The organism is Streptomyces sp. NPDC058650, assembly GCF_042717315.1.
Lineage (GTDB): Bacteria > Actinomycetota > Actinomycetes > Streptomycetales > Streptomycetaceae > Streptomyces.
Window position 1 is genome coordinate 245,519 of sequence record NZ_JBHXRL010000009.1, and the last position, 18,936, is coordinate 264,454.

The following is an 18,936-nucleotide window of genomic DNA, read 5'->3' on the forward strand; positions in this document are numbered from 1 at the left end:
CGCCCGGCCCGAAGCTGGGGGAGTTGCCGTACCGTCCGGGCGCCAACGGGGACATCACAGGAGGCATCATGCAGCGTCGTACGTTTCTCAAGGGCGGCTTGCTGGGCGCGGCGGTCGCCGCCGTACCGCTCGAAACGCTTCTCGCGACGGGCGCCTCGGCGGCCACGGAGACCCGGGTCACGAACCTGAAGGATCTCCAGAGCGCGATAGACCGCGCGGTCGCGGGGGACCGGATCGTCGTCGCCGCCGGCACGTACACCGTCCCGTCCGGTGGCGCGATCACCGTCTCGGGGAGGAACGGCACGACCAGCGCACCGATCACCATCGTCTCCGAGTCCCGCGGCGGCGCCGTGCTCCAGGGCGAGCGCAGTTTCGTTTTTGCCGACTCCAGCAACATCGTCATCAGCGGCTTCGCCCTGCGGCAGAGCACCACCCTGGAGATCCCGGCGAGCAGCCCGCGCATCCGGCTGACCCGCAACGACTTCCGGTTCGCCGACATCAGCGGACTCGACTGGGTCGTCGTCCGCGGCGACGACGCCAAGATCGACCGGAACCACTTCCACGACAAGACCACCGAGGGGATCTTCGTCGTGGTCGACGGCCCCGGCACGACCGCCATGGCCCAGCGCCTCCAGCTCTTCAGGAACCACTTCTCCGACCACAGCTACACCGGCGCCAACGGCGGGGAGCCGATCCGCCTCGGCGTCAGCGGCCGCGCGCTGGCCGGCGCGGACGCGAAGGTGGAGTACAACCTCTTCGAGCGGTGCGACGGCGACCCCGAGGCCGTCTCCGTGAAGTCCTCCGGCAACACGATCCGGTACAACACGATCCGCGACAGCCGCGGCGGCATCGTGCTGCGCCACGGCAACGGCTCCACGGTGGAGGGCAACCACATCCTCGACGGCACCGACGGCGTGCGCGTCTACGGCAACGACCACCTCATCGTCAACAACTACCTCGCGGGCCTCTCGGGCCGGGCCCTCGTCATCGGCAGCGGCTCCACCCGCGACCACCACGAGGGCGAGACCATCGAGGAGCGGCGCGGCAACGACGCCTGCGACCGTGCGGTGATCGCGCACAACACCCTGCGCGGCAACAAGAGCACGCTCTCGGGCGAGACCCGGGACCACGCGCCCCAGGACGTGGTGATCGCCGACAACCTGCTGGCCGGGGACGTCGGCAGCCTCGTCGCGATGGGCGCGACCACCCGTTTCACCTGGCAGAGCAACATCCTGTGGGGCGCCGCGGCCGACGGCAACCTGCCCGCCGCGGGCTACGTCCGCGTCGACCCCCGCCTCCAGCAGGGGGCCGACGGCGTGTTCCGCCTCGCGGCGGGCAGCCCGGCGATCGGGGCGGCGACGCTGACGGGTGTGACCGTGGCCGAGGACCTCGACGGTCACGCCCGCGGTGCCGCCCGGGACATCGGCGCGGACGAGTACACGACCCTGGCCCCGGTCCGCCGCCCCCTGACGACCGCGGACGTGGGCCCGAACGCCTCCTGACGGAGGGAAGGGACGCACGAGGGGGTGAGGCCGGGGAGCTTCACCGCCTCGTGCCGGACCGCCCGGTACCGGACCCCCCGGTACCGGACCCCCCGGCGCCGGACCGCCCGGTGCCGGACGCCCTGATGCCGGACCCACGCCTGTCGTGTCCCCTCGACAGCTCGCCGAGCAGTTTCCACGTACGGACGCGGTCGGCGTCGCCGCCCAGGTGGGTCGCCGTGAACACCACCTCCGTCGCCCCCGCCTCGCGGTAGCGCCGCACCTCGGCGGCGACGGTCTCCTCGTCGCCGATCACCGCCAGGTCGGCGGCCCGCATGCCGCCGGAGCGTCCGATGACACGCTGGTAGGAGGGGATCCGGTCGAAGAGCGAGAGAGCTTGGGGTCCGAGTAGGAACGGAACAGAAAACCGGTGTAGCCGTCAAATCTTTTGACGGTTCGTGAGGTGGGCTGTCAGGGTGCGCCCATGAGTGACGACCCGACGATCGGTTTCCTGAAGGCGGACGTGGCGCGGTTCTGTGCCGGGCTGGATGAACTGGCCCCGGCCATCCGGCTGCGACTGCTTGTGCAGCTGCGGGCCGTGCTGGACGAGGTGACGGACGCTGCCCTGGATGAGGGCATGGCCGCGGCGAAGGCGGAGGGCTGGGGACTGCGGCAGATCGGCGGTCAGGTGGGCCTCTCGCACGAGAAGGTCCGCTACCGGCTCGCCCAGGCCGCGGACGAGGACGAGCCGGCCGGGGAGCCGTCCTAGACCGTGGTGGTCTTCTCGGGCTTGGCGGTGGAGCGGAGCTGTCCGCCCTGGATCTCGGCTGGCAGGGCGAAGCTGTAGCGGCCGTGGAAGTTGATGTGAGCGAACTTCAGCGGTGAGAGGCGGGCGATGTCCTCGTCGCGGACGTGGATGCCCTCGGCCCTCATCTCGATAATGATCTTCTGGAAGTACACCGTGTTCCACAGGACAACGATGTTGAGCATCAGGCCCAGTGCCCCGAGCTGGTCTTCCTGGCCCTCTCGGTAGGACTGCCTAAGCTCGCCCTTCTGCCCGTGGTAGATCTTCCGGGCGAGTTCGTGGCGGGATTCCTGCCGGTTGAGCTGGGTGTTGACCCGGCGCCGCAGCAGTTCGTCGGTGAAGTACGTGGACAGGTACGCGCTGCGGTCCAGCCGGCCGAGTTCCATCACGGCCTTGCCGGTGGGGGTGGGCTTGCCGCCGGGTGGGAGGACGCGCAGGACCTCGGAGGCTTTGACGGTGCCGGAGTGCATGGAGCCCGCGAGGCGGAGCAGCTCGTCCCAGTGGGTGGTGATCTGCTTGACATTTATCTTGTCGCGGGTGACCGGGTTGAGCGGCCCGTAGTCGGCGTCCGGGGCGACGCGGTAGAGGGTGGCGCTGCCGACGTCCGCGAGGCGCGGGGAAAACTGGTAGCCCATGAGGCGAAAGAGGCCGAAGACGATCTCGGTGGCGCCGTGCGTGTCGGAGGTGATCTCGACCGGCCGCAGAGCGGTCTCCTGCTCCAGGAGGCCGTCGACGATGTAGAAGGAGTCGCGCTGGGTGCCGGGGATCAGGATTCCGTGCAGGCCGCTGAACTGGTCCGAGAGGAAGTTGTAGAACGTCACACCGCGTCGGCGGGTGCCGAAGTACTTCGGGTTCGGCCCGGAGTTGAGGGTGCGGATCGGGGTGACGAAGCGCAGCCCGTCGGCGGAGGCCAGCTCCCCGCTGCCCCACGCCTGCACCAGCGGCAGACGCGTGTGGTAGTCGACCAGACGGGCGTTGGCCATCGAGAGGGTATGCGCGCGTACGTAGTTCTGCTCGACCCAGAACAGCCGGTCGCGCTTGAGGGCGTCGACGCCGTCGTGGACGATCGGCTCGATACCGACGTTGGTGGCCTCGCTGGTCAGGACCGCGGCCACGGAGAGCTCCAGGTCGTCCATACGCGAGTTGGACTCGGAGACATGGGTGAAGTCGGACAGGTAGGGAACCCAGGAGTTGACCTCCAGCACGACCTCGGGCAGGTCGACGGCGGGCATCCGCGCCTCGATCTCCTTGTTCAGGTCGATCAGAGAGGCCGGTTCGTCCAGGCGGTCCAGGCCGGTGAGGATGATGCGGTCGCGGCCTCCTTGCTGCTCGATGCGCACGTTGGGATTGGCGGCCAGACCGTCGGCGAACTCCCGGTGGGCCTTGTCGAGCCGGTCGGTCCAGGTTTTGAGGATCTTGTCGGGCTTGGGGTCGAGGTCGAGTTCCTCGCAGACCCGGGCGCGGGCCGCCTCCCACGCCGCATCTCTCAGCAGGCGGGCGTTGGGGTCGCCCCACTTGCGCAGGCCCGGCACGAACACCTCGTGCCGGTGCAGCGCCGAGCGCAGGGCCTCGGCGGAGGCGACGACCAGGGCGCGCTTCTCGACGCTGCCCACGGGCATCGGCGGGGGCGGGAAGACCAGGCGCCGCCAGGCCGAGGTGAGGACCTTGGCGGGGACCTCCCAAGCCTGGATGGGGCGGCGCCGGCCCTTGAGAGACTTCACGAAGCCGATCGCGTCCAGCACCGGCTCGCCCGCCTCGAACGTGAACGTCTTGAGCAGGCCGGGCAGGAAGCGGGCGATCGTGTTGTAGCGGGCGGCGAGCATCTGCTCAGCACCGTCGTCGGGCTGCTGGGCCAGGACCTTGACGGTGTCGGCCGCGGCGTGGACGGGGCCGACGTCCATCGCGTCGAGCATCGCGCGTACGTCGCCCTCGGGGTCGGCGGCCGTGGTGCAGATGGCGAGCCACGCTTTGCGCAGCTCGATCGCCGCGGCGTCCAGGTCCTTCAGCGTCCGCAGCCTCTGCTTGGTCATCTTGGTGGCGGAGCTGCGGATGATGTCGCCCATCACCAGGTCGAAGACCTCGATCGCCTCATCGGCGGCGAGCTGCGGCATGACCGCGGCGAACGCCACCAGGGTGGCCAGGCGTCGGTCACCGGCGAGGTCGGAGACGGCCTGGGCGCGGGCGGCCTTGGCGAACCGCACCAGGGCCTGCAGCCGTCCCGGCGGTATCGCATCCAGGTTCCACGCATGGCCGCCGAAGGCGCGCAAGGATTCGTAGCGCTCAAGGGCCTTGCCGACCCCGCTCGCGGAGATGTCGCGAGCGGCGCAGCCGGTCCAGCTCGGACAGGCGCTTGCCCGCAGGCACGACGACCAGCTGCTGCAGCCGGGCGGCCTGCTCAGTGGTCGGGGCTGCGGCGAGAGTGGCCCACAGGCGCTTCTCGGCTCGCTCGCGGGTTCCGGAGACCAGGCGTTCCAGGACGGTGACCCCGGGCAGCACCACCTTCTTGTCCACCAGGCGTTTGGTCGCGAGGTCGAACAGCAGGGTGGGGCGTTCGTTGCCGATCCAGGCGCGCTGGTACATCCAGCGGGCGAGCGTGAACCACTGGTCGAACTCGAACTTCGTGTACTCGTACTCCTTGCGGATCTGGTCCTGGTGGTCCCAGCGGGCCTCGCCGGTGCCGTACCCGGCGAGCTCCCCAGGGTCCAGGCCTAGCTGCTCGGCGACATAGCCGGCCACCACGACGGGCACCTGTTCGGGGTTCTCCAGGAAGGTGCCCAGGTAGCGGATGGTGCCGAGCTGGACGGCCCAGCCGATCCGGTTCCGCGCACCGCGGGCGGCCATCGCCCGGCGCCGGGCGGTTTGATCCAGCAGAAAGGACCCGGCGAGCTGTCCCTCGTCCGGGTCCTCGGTAAAGCGACCGAAGCGTCTGCGTTGTTCGTCGCTCAGAAAGTTGGTGGGCACCGGCCCGCTCCTTGATCCGTCGGCGTGATTCGCGCGCGACGGCGCCAGGCGTGCTGACGGTGCGTGAGGTGATCCCCGATTCCATCCCAGAGCGTCACCCCATGTGATAGGCGGGGCGGGCGCGGCTCAGCGGGCCAGGAACCTGCGGACCGTCAACACCCTGACGGACCCGACGGTCCTCGAGCCGGTGACCGCCGGTGTGACCGCAGGCTCAAAGGGGCGGGCACAGTGTCGCCGGTCGGGCGCCTGTCCATGTGTGAATGGGGCTGTCGCATGGACAGGCGCGACCGTGGGCCTCAAGCCGCTTCGAGGAAGGGATAGTCGGTGTAGCCCTCGGCGCCCGGCCCGTAGAACAGTTCCGGCCGCGGCTCGTTCTCCGGGTGGCCACCCTGCCAGCGCTCGATCAGGTCGGGGTTGGAGATGAGGGCCCGGCCCACGACCACGGCGTCGGCGTGACCGGCCTCGATGTGCTGCATCGCGTCCTCGCGGGTGGTCTGCCCGAGGAAGCCGTTGTTGACGATCAGCTTGCCGTCGAAGCGCCGCCGCAGCTCCTGTACAAGGTCGCCGCCCGGCTCGGCGTGCAGTACGGAGAGGTAGGCCAGGCCCAGCGGGCGCAGCTGGTCCACCAGGGTGCCGTAGGTGGCCAGGACGTCGCCCCGGTCGGTCTCGAAGACGTCCCCGAGGTCGACCTCCGGCGAGATCCGCAGCCCGACTCGCTCGGCACCGACGGCCTGGGCGACCGCCGTGACGACCTCGACGACGAAGCGGGCGCGGTTCTGCGGCGAGCCGCCGTATCCATCGGTGCGCTGGTTGGCCGCCGGGGAGAGGAACTCCTGGAGCAGGTAGCCGTTGGCACCGTGGATTTCCACGCCGTCCGCTCCCGCCTCGATGGCCCGGCGTGCCGCGGCGACGAAGTCCTCCAGGGCTGCCCGGATCTCTGCGGTGGTCATCGCTTCCGGTACGGGGTAGGGCTGCTCGCCCTTCTCGGTGAACGTCTTATTGTCGATGGCGATCGCGCTGGGGGCGAGGATGCGGCGGTCGCCGTTGATGTCGGGGTGGGTGCCGCGGCCGGCGTGCATGATCTGCAGGACTATGCGGCCGCCCTCGGCGTGCACCGCCTCGAACACCCGCTGCCAGCCGGCCGCCTGCTCGTCGGTGGCGATGCCCGGCTCGCCGACATACCCCTGCGACGCGTGGTCGGGGTAGGTGCCCTCGGTGATGATCATTCCGACGCTCGCCCGCTGCCGGTAGTACTCGACCATCAGGTCCCCGGGGATGCCGGAGGAACCGGCGCGGACCCGGGTCAGCGGTGCCATGACGACGCGGTTGGCGAGCTCGATCTTGCCGAGTGTCACGGGGGAGAAAAGCGACGGAACGGTCGAAATCTCAGAAGTGTTGACAGACATGGGTGTCCCTACGTGAAGCGGTGGATTGCCGGAGGAAAGTCATCGCGACCTCTTCACTGTATCCCGATGTACGCATGAACGCGAACATGAGGTCGGGGTTACCCTTCCCGTATGGCCAGCCGCACCTCATCCCCGCTCATCCACCCCGACGTGGACGACTTCGACCTCTTCAAAATCATGAGCGCGCTGACCGACGAGACCCGGCTCACGATCGTCGTCACACTCGCCGCTTCGCCCGGCCTGGCCTGCAGTGGCTTCAACCGGGAGGTCGCCGCCTCCGTGCTCACCCGCCACTTCCGCGTCCTGCGCGAGGCCGGCCTCATCCGGCAGCACGACGTCGGCACCCGCCGCATCAACACGCTGCGCAAGGAAGACCTGGACCAGCGGTTCCCCGGACTGCTCGACCTCGTCCTCAAGGAGAGCGTCGGCCGCGTGGAGCCCTATACGAACTGTGACAACGAGTGACACCTCGCAGCGAACCGCAGTGGATGCGGCCGCCGCACGCCACGGCATCAGACACGTGAACCGGTGCGCGTCCACCTCGATCACCACCGAGGGTCGGACACGCCCACCCGAGTCAGGCGACGGGAGGATGCCGTCCCGACCGGCCCTCTCGAAGCTGCCACCAAGTTCCACGCACCGCAGTGTCACAGATGCGACGCAGCGTCACTCTCATAAATGACCAGATGCGAGAGTTCTGAGAACGCCCCCGGAGTGACCACGTTTCCGCAGGTCGCCGTTCGCAAAACGTCTGTCAATACCCGGGCGTTCTGCGAAGCACTTCTGAGAGCCTGATCTCATGCAGCTGACGCCCGATCAAGCCGTAAATGCGGTAGAACGCCATGACTGCCCCAAGTGCGAGGTGCCCGGCGGGAGTCCGTGCCGCACCCGCGGCAGCAGGACCACCACGAAGTACCACACCGCCCGCTTCATCCTCGTGCCCGCACTCCGCGAGGAACTCGAAGTCCTGGTGCCCGAAGACCGCGGCCCGGGACGAACGTGGAAGCCGGGGCCGCCGGTCGAGGAGATGCCCGCCGCTCCGCCGGCCAGACCCATCAGGATCGGGTACGCCCGCTGTTCGACCGCGACGCAGGAACTGCAGTCCCAGCTCGACGCGCTCGCCCGCGCCGACTGCAAGAGCGTCTACTCCGAGAAGATCAGCACGAGGATCAAGACGCGGCCGGAGCTGGAGAAGGCGCTGAAGCTGGCGTACGACATCAAGGAGGCCGCCCCCGACCAGGAGGTCATCCTCACCGTCCACGAGCTCAAGCGACTTGCGCGGAATGCCGCCGAGCTGATGACGCTCTCCGGCCAGCTCCAGGCGGCCGGCGTCCAGCTCGAACTCCTCACCGGCCCGCTCACCGGCATCCACGACCCCAACGGCATGGGCGCCATGTTCTTCGCCGTCCTCGCGGCCGCCGCGCAGATCGAGCGCAACTACATCCGGGAGAAGACCCTCGAAGGCCAGGTGTCCGCCGCGTCGAAGGGCAACCACGGCGGACGGCCCAAGGTCATCGACGACGACATGCTCACCTTCGCCCAAGCGCTCAAGGACAAGGGCATCCCCGTCCCCGAGATCGCCAAGAAGCTCACCATCAAGACCGGCAAGAACAAGGACCAGCACCCCTCGGTCGCCTCGGTGTACCGGGCACTCGCGGAAGCCGAGCAGGAGGCAGAGGCGGCGTCGTGAGCGCAGAAGCCGAAGCCCACCTCACGGCCCGTCAAAAGATTTGACGGCTGCACCGGTTTTCTGTTCCGTTCCTACTCGGACCCCAGCTTCGGCCGCCTCCTCCCGTACGGCCTCGACGTCGGCGGTGACCACACCGGGGACGATGGCCACGACCCGGGGCGCCGGCCTGCCCGCGGCCGCGGCGGCGGCGGTGACGGCGGGGACGATGTCCTCGCCGAGCGCGGGCGGCCCGGCCAGGAACGGCAGGATGCCGTCGGCGACTTCGCCGCTGACCCGCAGGGCCTGCGGACCCATGGCGGCGACGAGGAGCGGTACCGGCGGCTCGGCCCCGGGCACGGCCGCCGGCCACGGAGTCGTGGCCGTGAGCAGCTCGCCGTGGAAGTCCGCGGAGCCCGTCTCGACCAGGCCTCGCAGGGCGGTGAGGAATTCCCGGAGGAGCCGGACGGGCCGCTCGTACGGAATGCCGAACCCCTCCTCCGTCAGGTGCTTGGTGCCGAGGGCGAGCCCGAGGTGGTAGCGCCCGCCGGTGGCCGCCTGCGCGGTCTGGGCCTGACTGGAGACGATCAGCGGGTGGCGGCCGAAGACGGGGATCGCGGCGGTCCCGACGTGGAGTCCGGGCACCTCGCGCCCGACGATCGCGGCGAGCGTGGGGGAGTCGTACGCGAAGGACTGGCCGAACCACGCCGAGTGCAGTCCGGCGTCGCGGGCCTCCCGCGCGAGGAGCACCGTTTCGTCGATCGGGAGCTGGCGGGTGGTCGTGCTGAGGACTACTCCGAGGGTCATGTGAGGGCCAACAGGCCTGTCCCACAAGGGAATTCCCGCTCCCGTACGACATTCGTGCGTCCGCTCTGTGAACGGCGTACGGGAGCGGGGGCCCTGGCGGGACGGCCGGATACCGCGGTCGGCTACAGGGTGACCGCCTTGCCGCCGAGGGTCACCGCGAGACGGCCGTCCGTGGCGTACGACCAGCTCAGGGCGCCGGAGTAGGCAGAGCACCGGGAGCCGTTCGTACCGGACCAGAACTGGTTGGAGCCGTCGGCGTTTCCGATGGTCCGGTCGTTCGTGCCGCTGCCGCTGCGGCACGAGGTGTTGTTCCGGAAGACCGAAGTGCCCGCGTCGAACGAGTAGTTGCGCTGGGCGTTGTCCACGCTGAGGTTGTTCGACACCGCCATGGTGCCCGGGTTGCTGTTGTACGTGAAGCCGTGCTTGCCGTTGCGGTAGGCGATGCTCCGCCGGACGACGTGATCGACGGCGATGTCCTCACCGCCCAGCTTGTAGCCGTTGCGGTCGCCGCTGGCGTTCTGCGTGCCGTCGGAGAGGGTGCCGTTCTCGTAGGCGAGGGAGTCCTCGATGGTGACCGTTCCGATGGGTCCGGTGTCGGTCTTGGTGTAGAGGTCCCAGCCGTCGTCGATGTTGTGGTGGGCGACGGCGTAGCGGAAGACGTTCCCGGGGCCGACCGTGAGCTTCGCCGCGAAACCGTCGGCGTCCTCGCCGTCGGAGTCGGCGTTGTCGTGCGACTCCGCGCTCAGCACGAGGTTGTTCGACGGCCACTGGCTCTGCGGCGTGGTGGACGCGATCCGGGAGAGCTGGAGCCCCGAGTCGCGGTTGAAGCGCGTCACGGTCCGCTCGATGACGTTGTGGCTGCCGCCGACGAAGATGCCGTTGTCCCCGGCCCGTTCGACGACGATGCCGCTGACGTGCCAGTAGGAACCGTTCACGGCGAGCCCGCGGTTCGCCGGGTCCTCGGTCATGGCCGAGAAGTTCAGCACCGGCCGCTCGCCGGGGTAGGCGGAGAGCTTCGTGCGGGCGGCGGCCGTGCCGTTGTTGCCGGCGGGGATGGTGACCGTCTGGGAGTGGTTGTACGTGCCGCCGCGGAGGTAGATCGTCCCGCCGGCCGTGACGCGCGCGATCGCCGAGCCCAGCGTGGTCGGGGCCGAGGCGGTGCCGGCGGCGCCGTCCGTGCCGTTCGGTGCCACGTAGAGCGCGCTGCCCGATGGCGGGGTGGTGGTGCCGGCCGTCTCGACGTCGATCCGGTCGATGTTGGGCAGCCCGGCGGCGCTGGTGGGGTTGAACCGGACGGTGTTGGCTCCCGCGCCGACCGGCACGGTGAACGTCTTCGTCGCCCAGGTCGTCCACGCGCCCGTCGCCTCGTACGAGGACGACGAGACCGCCGATCCGTTCACGGTGAGGGCCGCGGGGCGTGCGGTGGTGGTGCCGTTGGCGAAGCGGACGGTGAGCGTGGCGGTGCCCGCGGTCGGTGCGTTCACGGTGAACTGCGCGTAGGCGCCGGCCGCGTTGGTGCCGTTGCAGAATCCGGTGCCGGTGAAACCGGCCCAGTCGGAGTCGATGGTGCCGGTGCAGACCGCGGGCGAGGCCTCGGCCTCATAGGTGGTGGTCGCGGCCTGCGCCGTCGTGCCGGACAGGGCGACGAGCGTGCCGGCCAGCAGGCTGACGCACGCGATGACGGGTCCCGTTCGCATCGTTGCTCTCCAGTGTGAGGGGCTTGTGAGGGGGCGGGAAGCACGGGTCAGAAAGCGCTTTCCGTGGGACGCTAGAGGTCTGCTGTGGACGCGTCAATAGATGTGTATGTGATTGCTGTTCATGAACATGAACGATTGGCAAGGTCCTGATGGGACGATGTCCGGCGCCGCGTACGGTGGAGGCCCTGCCGCCCGCCGTCGTGGAGGCCGCCGTGGCGACCGTCCGTGAACTCGGCGCGGTACAGCCGGACATCCTCATCCACGGCGACCTCCACCCCGGCAACATCCTGCGCGCCGACCGCGAACCGTGGCTGGCCGTCGACCCCAAGGGGTACGTGGGCGACCCCGCCTACGATGGCGGCACCCTGCTCAAGTCCCGCGCGCTCGCGTTCCTGGAGGCCGACGACCTGCGCGCGGCCGTCGAGCACGCACTGGACGTCTTCGTCGACGCGGCCGAGCTCGACCGCGAACGCGTCCGGCGTTGGGCGCAACTCCACGCGGTCCAGGCGGCGTTCTGGGGACGTCGGCACGGATTCCGGCGCGCCCGCGGCGGCTCCGGGCTCGACCGGCTCGTCGCGTTCGCCGACCACCTGGCGGCGTTGCTCACCGAACCGTCCTGAGGCGCCCGCGTCCGTCGCTGGTCTGGACCTATCGGGGGTGGGGCGTCAAGCTCTCGGTATGGACTTGGAGTTGAGGCACCTCAAGGCGATCAGGGCCATCGCGGACGCGGGCAGTCTCACGCGTGCCGCCACCGCGCTCGGTCTCGCGCAGCCCGCGCTCAGTGCCCAGCTCAAGCGGATCGAACGAGCCCTGGGCGGCGCGCTGTTCGAGCGGGGCCGGGAGGGGGTGCGGACCACGGCGCTCGGGGACCTGGTCCTCGACCGCGCCCGGGTCGTCCTGCCCGCCGTGTGCGAGTTGCAGGAGGAGGCGGTGCGGTTCGCCCGCGAGGGCGCGGGCGGCTATCGGCTCGGCGGTACTCACGGCCCGCTCCTCGGCGGCCTCGTCGACCGGCTCGCCCGCACCGAGCCCGGCTCGCCGGTGACCACGTACACCTCCTGGTCGGAGCGGGAGATCGCCCGCGGGGTCACCGCCGGCCGGCTGGACTTCGCCCTGGTCGGCGTCTGCGGCGAGAGCGCGCCGCCCGAGGCGGGACGGCTCGCCTGGACGGAGGTGGCCCGCGACCCGGTGTACGTGATGCTGGCCGCCGACCACCCGCTGGCGTCCCGTACCGAACTCGACCTGGCCGAACTGGCGGTGGAGGCCTGGACCGACGTCCCCGGCGACGGCTGCTTCGGCGACTGCTTCGCCGCCGCCTGTGTACGCGCGGGCTTCACCCCGGCCTGCGTGTACGAGACGGACACCGCCTCCTGCGTGCACCTGGTGCAGGTGGGGCGGGCCGTCGGCCTCTGCCGGGCAACCTTCCCCGCGACGCCGGGCATCGTGACCCGCCCCCTGTCCGGCGCACCGCTCGTCTGGCGGCACCTCCTCGGCTGGCACCCCGAGGCGCGCGCGGCCGGTCGGGCCGCGACCGTCCTCCACCACACCCGGGCCGCCCACGCGGAGGCACTCGCCCACAGCGCGGGCCGGCGAGCGTGCGTGCCTGGCCCCGCGAGCCCGGCGTGATCCGAGAGACAGGCCCTCGGTGCCCCGGGGCATAACGCCGTGGCAGGGGCCGACTGACAACTCCCGCCGCCCCCTTCGGGATCCCTACGGTTTCGGCAGATCCCCCACCGAGAACCGAGGAGACACCCCATGCTCCGACGACACGCCCGCGCGGCCTGTACCGCGCTGGTCGCCGCCGGGATGGCGCTGGCCGGCCTCCAGGCCGGGACCGCCACCGCGGCCCCGGACGGAAACCCGGCCGCGAAGACCGCCGCCCGGACCCTCGCCGCCCACGCCGCCCAGCCCGAACTCCTCTCCGCCATGGAGCGCGACCTGGGGCTCACCCGCCCCCAGGCCCTGACCCGGCTGGCCAACGAGGCCGAGGCCGGCGCCACCGCCGCCCGGCTCCGCCAGGGCCTCGGCGGCGCCTTCGCCGGGGCTTGGGTGGACGGGGCGGAGTCCGGCACCCTGACCGTGGCCACCACCCGCGCCGCCGACGCCGCCGCGATACGCGCCACGGGCGCGAACGCCCGGCTCGTCCCGCACAGCCTGACCGCGCTGGAGCGGGCCAAGCGGGCCCTGGACCGGGCCGCCACGGCCGAGGCACCCGTCCGCTACGTCGACGTGCGCGCCAATGTCCTCGTCGTCGAGGAGACGCGGGCCGGCGCCGGGGCGCGGCTCGTCCAGGCCACCGGTGTGCCGCGCGACCTCGTCCGGGTCGTGAGGACCGACCGGGCGCCCCGCCCGCTGTACGACATCCGGGGCGGCGACGCGTACTACATGGGGGGCGGCGGCCGCTGCTCCGTCGGTTTCGCGGTGACCCGCGGCACGACCCAGGGATTCGCCACGGCCGGACACTGCGGCCGCGCGGGCACCACCACCAGCGGCTTCAACCAGGTGGCCCAGGGCAGCTTCCAGGGCTCGGTCTTCCCCGGCAACGACATGGCCTGGGTGGCCGCCAACACCAACTGGACCGCCACCCCGTACGTCAAGGGATCCGGCGGCGCGAACGTCCAGGTGACCGGGTCGGTCCTCCAGCCCGTCGGCGCGTCCGTCTGCCGCTCCGGCTCGACCACCGGCTGGCACTGCGGCACGATCCAGCAGCACAACACCAGCGTCACCTACCCGGAGGGCACCATCTCCGGCGTGACCCGCACGACGGTCTGCGCCGAGCCCGGCGACTCCGGAGGCTCGTACATCTCCGGCAGCCAGGCCCAGGGCGTCACCTCGGGCGGCTCGGGCAACTGCTCCAGCGGCGGCACGACCTTCTTCCAGCCGCTGAACCCGCTGCTGCAGAACTACGGTCTGACCCTCAAGACCACCGGAACCGACCCGGGCCCCGGGCCCGGCGAACCGCAGCCGGGCGGCACCTGGGCGGCGGGCAAGGTCTACGCTGCCGGCGACACGGTCACGTACGGCGGCGCGACCTACCGCTGCCTCCAGGGCCACCAGGCCCAGACGGGCTGGGAACCGCCGAACGTCCCGGCCCTGTGGCAGCGCAAGTGACCCACTGACCCACACGGGCCGGTGACCGGGGGGTGCCGCGGCCCCGAGGGGCCACGGCACCCCCCTCGGGGTCATCAGCCGCCGAGGCCGCCCCGGGCGATCACGTCCGCGTACCACCGTGCGCTGTCCTTGAGCGTCCGGCGCTGCGTGGCGAAGTCCACGTGCACGATGCCGAACCGCTTGCTGTAGCCGTACGCCCACTCGAAGTTGTCGAGGAGCGACCACAGGAAGTAGCCCCGCACGTCCGCCCCGTCCGCGAGGGCGCGGTGCAATGCCGCCAGGTGCGCGTGCAGATAGGCCACCCGCTCGGGGTCCTTCACGTTCCCCGACGGGTCGGCGTAGTCGTCGTACGCCGCGCCGTTCTCCGTCACCACCAGGGGGACGCCCGGCAGTTCGTCCCGCAGCCGGACGAGGAGCTCGTACAGCCCGTCCGCGTCCACCGGCCAGTCCATGGCCGTGCGCGGCCCGGGAGCCGGCTCGAACCGTACGTGCCGCTCGGCGCCCGCCCACGGCGAGGGGGATTCGGAGCTGCCCGCCGCGACGACCGCGGGGGAGTAGTAGTTGATGCCCAGCGAGTCGATCGGCGCGGCCGCCGTCGCCAGGTCCCCGTCCTCGACGAAGGACCAGTCCGTGATCCCCGCCGTGTCGCGGACCAGGTCCTCGGGGAGCCGGCCGTGGAAGACCGGGTCGAGGAAGATCCGGTTGCCGACGGCGTCGATCCGGCGGGCCGCGTCCCTGTCCTCGGGCGACTCCGAACGGGCCCGCACCGCGTGCAGGTTGAGCGTCAGCGACACCTCCGCCGAGGCGGGCAGCGCCCCGCGCAGCACCCGCGCCGCCAGACCGTGGGCCAGGTTGAGGTGGTGAGCGGCGCGTAGCGAGGCGAGGGCGTCGGTACGCCCCGGGGCGTGCACGCCGTTGCCGTAGCCGAGGAAGGCGGCGCACCAGGGCTCGTTGAGCGTCGTCCAGGTCGCCACCCGGTCGCCGAGCGCCTCCGCCATGACGCCCGCGTACTCCGCGAAGCGGTACGCGGTCTCCCGGGCCGGCCAGCCGCCGCCGTCCTCCAGCTCCTGGGGCAGGTCCCAGTGGTAGAGCGTCGCCACGGGCCGGATGCCCGCCTCCAGGAGACCGTCGACGAGCCGCCGGTAGAAGTCGAGACCCTTGGTGTTGACCGGCCCGCGACCGGTGGGCACCACCCGGGGCCAGGCGACGGAGAAGCGGTAGTCGGTGACGCCGAGCCGCCGCATCAGGGCGATGTCCTCGTCGAGCCGGTGGTAGTGGTCGGCGGCGATGTCACCGGTGTCGCCGTTGCGCACCTTGTCGGGGGTGCGGCTGAAGGTGTCCCAGACGGACGGCGTGCGGCCGTCCTCGGCTGCGGCACCCTCGATCTGGTACGCCGCCGTGGCGGTGCCCCAGCGGAAACCCTGCGGGAACCGGAGAGTGGCAGGGCTGTCGGGGCGAGCGTCGAGCGCGGTCATGAGGTGGGAACTCCCGGTCGTGAGAGGTCTGTTGGCGAGAAGTGTCGAATCGGGGCGGGATCAGCCCTTGACCGCGCCCTGCATGATGCCGCCGACGATCTGCCGGCCGAGCAGGCCGAAGACCAGCAGCACCGGCAGGGTGCCGAGCAGCGTGCCCGCCATGATCACGGACTGGTCGTGGACGTAGCCGCCGCCGAGCTGGCGCAGGGCGACCTGGACGGTCGGCTCGGAGGAGGTGAGGGCGACGATCGGCCAGAAGAAGTCGTTCCACGCGGCCATGAAGGTCAGCAGCCCGAGCACCGCCATGCCGGGCCGGGCGATCGGCACCACGATCGACCAGAAGATCCGGGCGGTGGACGCGCCGTCCACCCGGGCCGCCTCGATCAGCTCGTCCGGCAGTGTCTGGACGAGGTACTGCCGCATGAAGAACACGCCGAAAGCGGAGACGAGTCCCGGCAGGATCACCGACTGGAGCTGGTTCACCCACCCGAGCTCGGCGATCATCATGAACAGCGGGATCACGCCGAGCTGGGGCGGGATCATCATGGTGCCCACAGTGAGCGCGAGCAGGGCACCCCGGCCGCGGAACCGGAGCTTGGCGAAGGCGAAGCCGGCGAGGGTGCAGCAGAGCACGGTGCCGAGGGTGATCGAACCGGAGACGATGAGGGAGTTCAGCAACGCCTTCCCGATGTCCGCCTCTTCGAGCACGGCCTCGAAGTTGCGGATCAGGTGCGGACCGGGCACCAGGGCCGGCGGGACCTGCGCCAGGTCGGCGTTGGAACGGCTCGCCGCGACGAGGGTCCAGTAGAACGGGAAGGCCGAGAACAGGACGGCGACGATCAGGATCGCGTAGGCGACGGGCCCCGCGTGCAGGGTGCGGCCCGCCCGGGAGGGGCCGGTGCCCCGGAGCAGGCCGCGCCGGGGCCGGGGTGCCGGGGCCGGGGCGTCGCGCCGCGCCGGAAGCGGCGGGACCTCGGTCGTGGTCGGCGCGGTCATCGGCCGGCCTCCTTGCGGGAACGGCGGCGCGCTAACAGGGCGTTGACCCCGACGAGCACCACGATGAGCAGGAACATCACCCAGGCGATGGCGGCGGCCCGGCCCAGGTGGAAGAAGCCCCAGCCCTGCTCGTACATGTAGAGACCGAGCGTCTGGTACTGGTGCGAGATTCCGCCCGAGATCGATCCTTCGAGCAGCAGGGGCTCCCCGAACAGCTGGGTCGCGCCGATGGTGGAGACGACGACGGTGAAGACGATGGTGGGCCGCAGCCCGGGCAGCGTGACGTGGAGGAACTGGCGCCAGCGCGAGGCGCCGTCCATCGCGGCCGCCTCGTACAGCTCGTCGGGGATCGACTGCATGCCGGCCAGGTAGATGAGCGCGTTGTAGCCGGTCCAGCGCCAGACGACGACGGTCGAGACGGCGATCTGTGAGGCGACCGTGCCGGTCTGCCAGTCGACGGGAGCGATTCCGACGACACCGAGGAGGTAGTTGATCAGGCCGAAGTCGCGCCCGAAGAGCTGGGCGAAGACGAGGGTGGCGGCGGCGACCGAGGTCGCGTACGGCAGCAGGATCGCGGTCCGCAGAAAAGTACGGCCGCGCATCCGGTAGTTGAGGAGATGCGCGAGCCCGAGGGCCATGACCAGCTGCGGCACGGTGGAGAGCACGCCGATGGTGAAGGTGTTGCGCAGCGCGGTCCAGAAGAACTCGTCGCCGAGCAGCGCGGTGTAGTTGCCGAGCCCCCGCCACTCCATGTCGCCGGGTGTCTGGAGCTCGACCCGGTACAGCGAGACGTAGGCCGTGTAGACCAGCGGGAAGACGCCGAAGGCGGCGAACAGGGTGAAGAACGGGGCGATGTAGGCGTACGGCGAGGCCTTCCGCCAGGCCCGCCGGACGGACGGCTCCCGCCGGGGCGCGGGGACGGACTTCGGTGGTGCCACGGGTGCGGTGAGGGTCACGGTGCGGCCCTTCGGGAGGAGTCGAGACGGGTGTGCGGCGGGGCGGTGCCGGACGGGTGTGCGGCGGGGCGGGGCGGTGCCGGACGGGCGGACGCGGGGGAGCGGGCCGCCCGTCCGGCACCGGGATCAGCCGAGGGTGTTCGCGACACCCTTCCGCGCGTTCTCCCACGCCTTCCCGGGCGCGGTGCCCTTGCGCTCGACCTCGCTCAGCGCGTTGGTGATCTGCTGGGCGATGTTCTGGTCGTGCACGCCGAGGACCTGGACGGGGGCCGCCTTCGCCGCGTCACCGAAGATCCTGCCGATCGGCGCGTTCGAGAAGTACGGGTCCGTGGCGGCGGCGACCTTCTCGATCGCGCCGGTGGAGGAGGGGAAGTTGCCCTGCTTCTCGAAGAGCCTGGTCTGCTGCTCGGGCGCGGTGAGCCACTTGATCAGCTCGTACGCCTCCTTCTTGTGCCGCGCCGCCTTCGGTACGGCGAGGTAGGAGCCGCCCCAGTTGCCCGCGCCGCCGGGGAGCGCCGCGACGTCCCACTTGCCCTTGCCGCTCTCGCCGGCCTGGCCCTTGATGTAGCCGAGCATCCAGGCGGGGCAGGGGATCGTGGCGAAGGAACCGGCGGCGAAGGCCTGGTTCCACTGCGGGGACCACTGGTCGAGTTCGGCGCTCAGCCCGTCCTCGGCCGCCTGGACGGAGTGGTCCCAGGCGGCGCGCAGGGCGGGGTTGTCCTCCCAGATCAGCTTCCCGGAGGCGTCGTAGTACCGCTCCTCCTCCTGGCCGATCATGATCGAGTAGAGGCTGCCGACGCTGTCGAGCCAGGCGCTCTTGCCGGGGGCCTTCGCCTTGTACTGCTTCCCGAGCTCCAGGTAGCCGTCCCAGGTGGACCACCGCTTGGCGAGCGCCTCGCGGTCGGTGGGCAGCCCGGCCTTCGCGAAGAGGTCCTTGCGGTAGCACATCGCCTCGGGGCCGACGTCCGTGCCGAGTCCGAGGACCTCGCCGTTCTTCCCGGTGGCCGCTGCCCACTTCGCCTCGGCGAACTGCGCCATGAGGCCGTCCGCCCCGTACTTCTTCAGGTCCTCGAACTTGTCGGCCTGCTGCTGCGTGACGGAGGCGATCCGGCCCACCTCGATGCCCTGGACGTCCGCGAGACCGCCGCCGCCGGCGAGCCGGGTCTGGAGGGACTTCCAGTAGTCGGCCTCGTCCTCCGTGTCCGTCTGCTTGACGGTGATGCCGGGGTGGAGCTTCTCGTACTCGGCGTAGAGCCCGGCTTCCTTGTAGCCGAAGGAGCCGAAGAGGTCGACGGTGATCGTGACCTCTCCGCCCGCGCCGTCCGTGGCCGCCCCGTCCGACGAACCTCCGCAGGCGGCCAGCAGCGCCCCGCTGAGGGCGACCGCGCCGAGGCGGACGGCGACGGTGGTGGATCTGGCGGCTCGGTCGATGGGCATGGGGGGCCTCCCTTGGCTCCGGGGCGAGCGAGAGAACTGGTTGAGAGCGCTCTCAAGAATGCGGTTGGAGCGTGCCTGCGCTCCGGGTGTCCCGTCAAGACTTGAAGGCGTAACGGCTTGGACTCGGGCCCAACTGCCGTC

General features: G+C 70.9%; 14 protein-coding genes and 3 pseudogenes. 7 read left to right on the forward strand and 10 right to left on the reverse strand.

Annotation, left to right across the window (positions count from 1 at the left end; all coding sequences use genetic code 11):
• Window positions 1-68: 68 nt before the first annotated feature.
• On the forward strand, window positions 69-1,502 hold the full coding sequence (locus ACFWWU_RS18920) for a chondroitinase-B domain-containing protein (RefSeq protein ID WP_384146519.1): 1,434 nt from the start codon (window positions 69-71) through the stop codon (window positions 1,500-1,502).
• A gap of 151 nt (window positions 1,503-1,653) precedes the next feature.
• On the opposite strand, the pseudogene ACFWWU_RS18925 reads toward ACFWWU_RS18920, so the two are convergent.
• A pseudogene (locus ACFWWU_RS18925) lies at window positions 1,654-1,860 on the reverse strand (LLM class F420-dependent oxidoreductase); the annotation flags it as partial.
• A gap of 105 nt (window positions 1,861-1,965) precedes the next feature.
• Between ACFWWU_RS18925 and ACFWWU_RS18930 the strand changes: the two are divergent.
• Complete coding sequence (locus ACFWWU_RS18930) at window positions 1,966-2,250, forward strand: hypothetical protein (protein WP_384146522.1); 285 nt, start codon at window positions 1,966-1,968, stop codon at window positions 2,248-2,250.
• Here the strand turns inward: ACFWWU_RS18930 and ACFWWU_RS18935 are convergent.
• The 3 genes from ACFWWU_RS18935 to ACFWWU_RS18945 all read right to left on the reverse strand — a co-directional run bounded on the left by ACFWWU_RS18935 (window position 2,247) and on the right by ACFWWU_RS18945 (window position 6,653).
• Entirely contained in the window at window positions 2,247-4,553 is a 2,307-nt protein-coding gene (locus ACFWWU_RS18935; protein WP_384146524.1) for a Tn3 family transposase, read from the reverse strand. The two genes, ACFWWU_RS18930 and ACFWWU_RS18935, sit on opposite strands and share 4 nt — an antisense overlap.
• 13 nt (window positions 4,554-4,566) lie before the next feature.
• Window positions 4,567-5,247 (reverse strand): DUF4158 domain-containing protein, encoded by a 681-nt coding sequence (locus tag ACFWWU_RS18940; protein ID WP_384146527.1) that lies wholly within the window; start codon window positions 5,245-5,247, stop codon window positions 4,567-4,569.
• A 296-nt stretch (window positions 5,248-5,543) separates the two neighbouring features.
• Window positions 5,544-6,653, reverse strand: coding sequence for an alkene reductase (locus ACFWWU_RS18945; protein WP_384146530.1), 1,110 nt, complete (start codon window positions 6,651-6,653; stop codon window positions 5,544-5,546).
• Window positions 6,654-6,764: 111 nt separating this feature from the next.
• On the opposite strand from ACFWWU_RS18945, the gene ACFWWU_RS18950 reads away from it, so the two are divergent.
• Both ACFWWU_RS18950 and ACFWWU_RS18955 read left to right on the forward strand, forming a co-directional pair.
• Window positions 6,765-7,118 (forward strand): ArsR/SmtB family transcription factor, encoded by a 354-nt coding sequence (locus tag ACFWWU_RS18950; protein WP_384146533.1) that lies wholly within the window; start codon window positions 6,765-6,767, stop codon window positions 7,116-7,118.
• A 334-nt stretch (window positions 7,119-7,452) separates the two neighbouring features.
• Entirely contained in the window at window positions 7,453-8,343 is an 891-nt protein-coding gene (locus ACFWWU_RS18955; RefSeq protein ID WP_384146536.1) for a recombinase family protein, read from the forward strand.
• A gap of 87 nt (window positions 8,344-8,430) precedes the next feature.
• On the opposite strand, the pseudogene ACFWWU_RS18960 reads toward ACFWWU_RS18955, so the two are convergent.
• Both ACFWWU_RS18960 and ACFWWU_RS18965 read right to left on the reverse strand, forming a co-directional pair.
• A pseudogene (locus tag ACFWWU_RS18960) lies at window positions 8,431-9,126 on the reverse strand (TIGR03564 family F420-dependent LLM class oxidoreductase); the annotation flags it as partial.
• Between the two features lie 122 nt (window positions 9,127-9,248).
• Window positions 9,249-10,823, reverse strand: a complete 1,575-nt coding sequence (locus tag ACFWWU_RS18965; RefSeq protein WP_384146539.1) for a carbohydrate-binding protein — start codon at window positions 10,821-10,823, stop codon at window positions 9,249-9,251.
• A 185-nt stretch (window positions 10,824-11,008) separates the two neighbouring features.
• Between ACFWWU_RS18965 and ACFWWU_RS18970 the strand changes: the two are divergent.
• The 3 genes and pseudogenes from ACFWWU_RS18970 to ACFWWU_RS18980 all read left to right on the forward strand — a co-directional run.
• Window positions 11,009-11,443 (forward strand): annotated as a pseudogene (locus ACFWWU_RS18970) (aminoglycoside phosphotransferase family protein); the annotation flags it as partial.
• A 58-nt stretch (window positions 11,444-11,501) separates the two neighbouring features.
• The gene (locus ACFWWU_RS18975) at window positions 11,502-12,446 is read left to right on the forward strand and encodes a LysR substrate-binding domain-containing protein (protein ID WP_384146542.1); all 945 of its coding nucleotides are present in this window, start codon (window positions 11,502-11,504) and stop codon (window positions 12,444-12,446) included.
• A gap of 129 nt (window positions 12,447-12,575) precedes the next feature.
• Window positions 12,576-13,931, forward strand: coding sequence for a carbohydrate-binding protein (locus tag ACFWWU_RS18980; RefSeq protein ID WP_384146545.1), 1,356 nt, complete (start codon window positions 12,576-12,578; stop codon window positions 13,929-13,931).
• 74 nt (window positions 13,932-14,005) lie between these two features.
• On the opposite strand, the gene ACFWWU_RS18985 is transcribed toward ACFWWU_RS18980, so the two are convergent.
• The 4 genes from ACFWWU_RS18985 to ACFWWU_RS19000 all read right to left on the reverse strand — a co-directional run bounded on the left by ACFWWU_RS18985 (window position 14,006) and on the right by ACFWWU_RS19000 (window position 18,795).
• Window positions 14,006-15,406: a GH1 family beta-glucosidase gene (locus ACFWWU_RS18985; RefSeq protein WP_384146548.1), complete on the reverse strand. Its 1,401-nt coding sequence runs from the start codon at window positions 15,404-15,406 to the stop codon at window positions 14,006-14,008.
• A gap of 60 nt (window positions 15,407-15,466) precedes the next feature.
• On the reverse strand, window positions 15,467-16,402 hold the full coding sequence (locus ACFWWU_RS18990; protein WP_384146551.1) for a carbohydrate ABC transporter permease: 936 nt from the start codon (window positions 16,400-16,402) through the stop codon (window positions 15,467-15,469).
• Entirely contained in the window at window positions 16,399-17,358 is a 960-nt protein-coding gene (locus ACFWWU_RS18995; RefSeq protein WP_384146555.1) for a carbohydrate ABC transporter permease, read from the reverse strand. Before ACFWWU_RS18995 ends, ACFWWU_RS18990 begins: the two co-directional genes overlap by 4 nt.
• Window positions 17,359-17,484: 126 nt before the next feature.
• Window positions 17,485-18,795: an extracellular solute-binding protein gene (locus ACFWWU_RS19000; RefSeq protein ID WP_384146558.1), complete on the reverse strand. Its 1,311-nt coding sequence runs from the start codon at window positions 18,793-18,795 to the stop codon at window positions 17,485-17,487.
• Window positions 18,796-18,936: the final 141 nt, after the last annotated feature.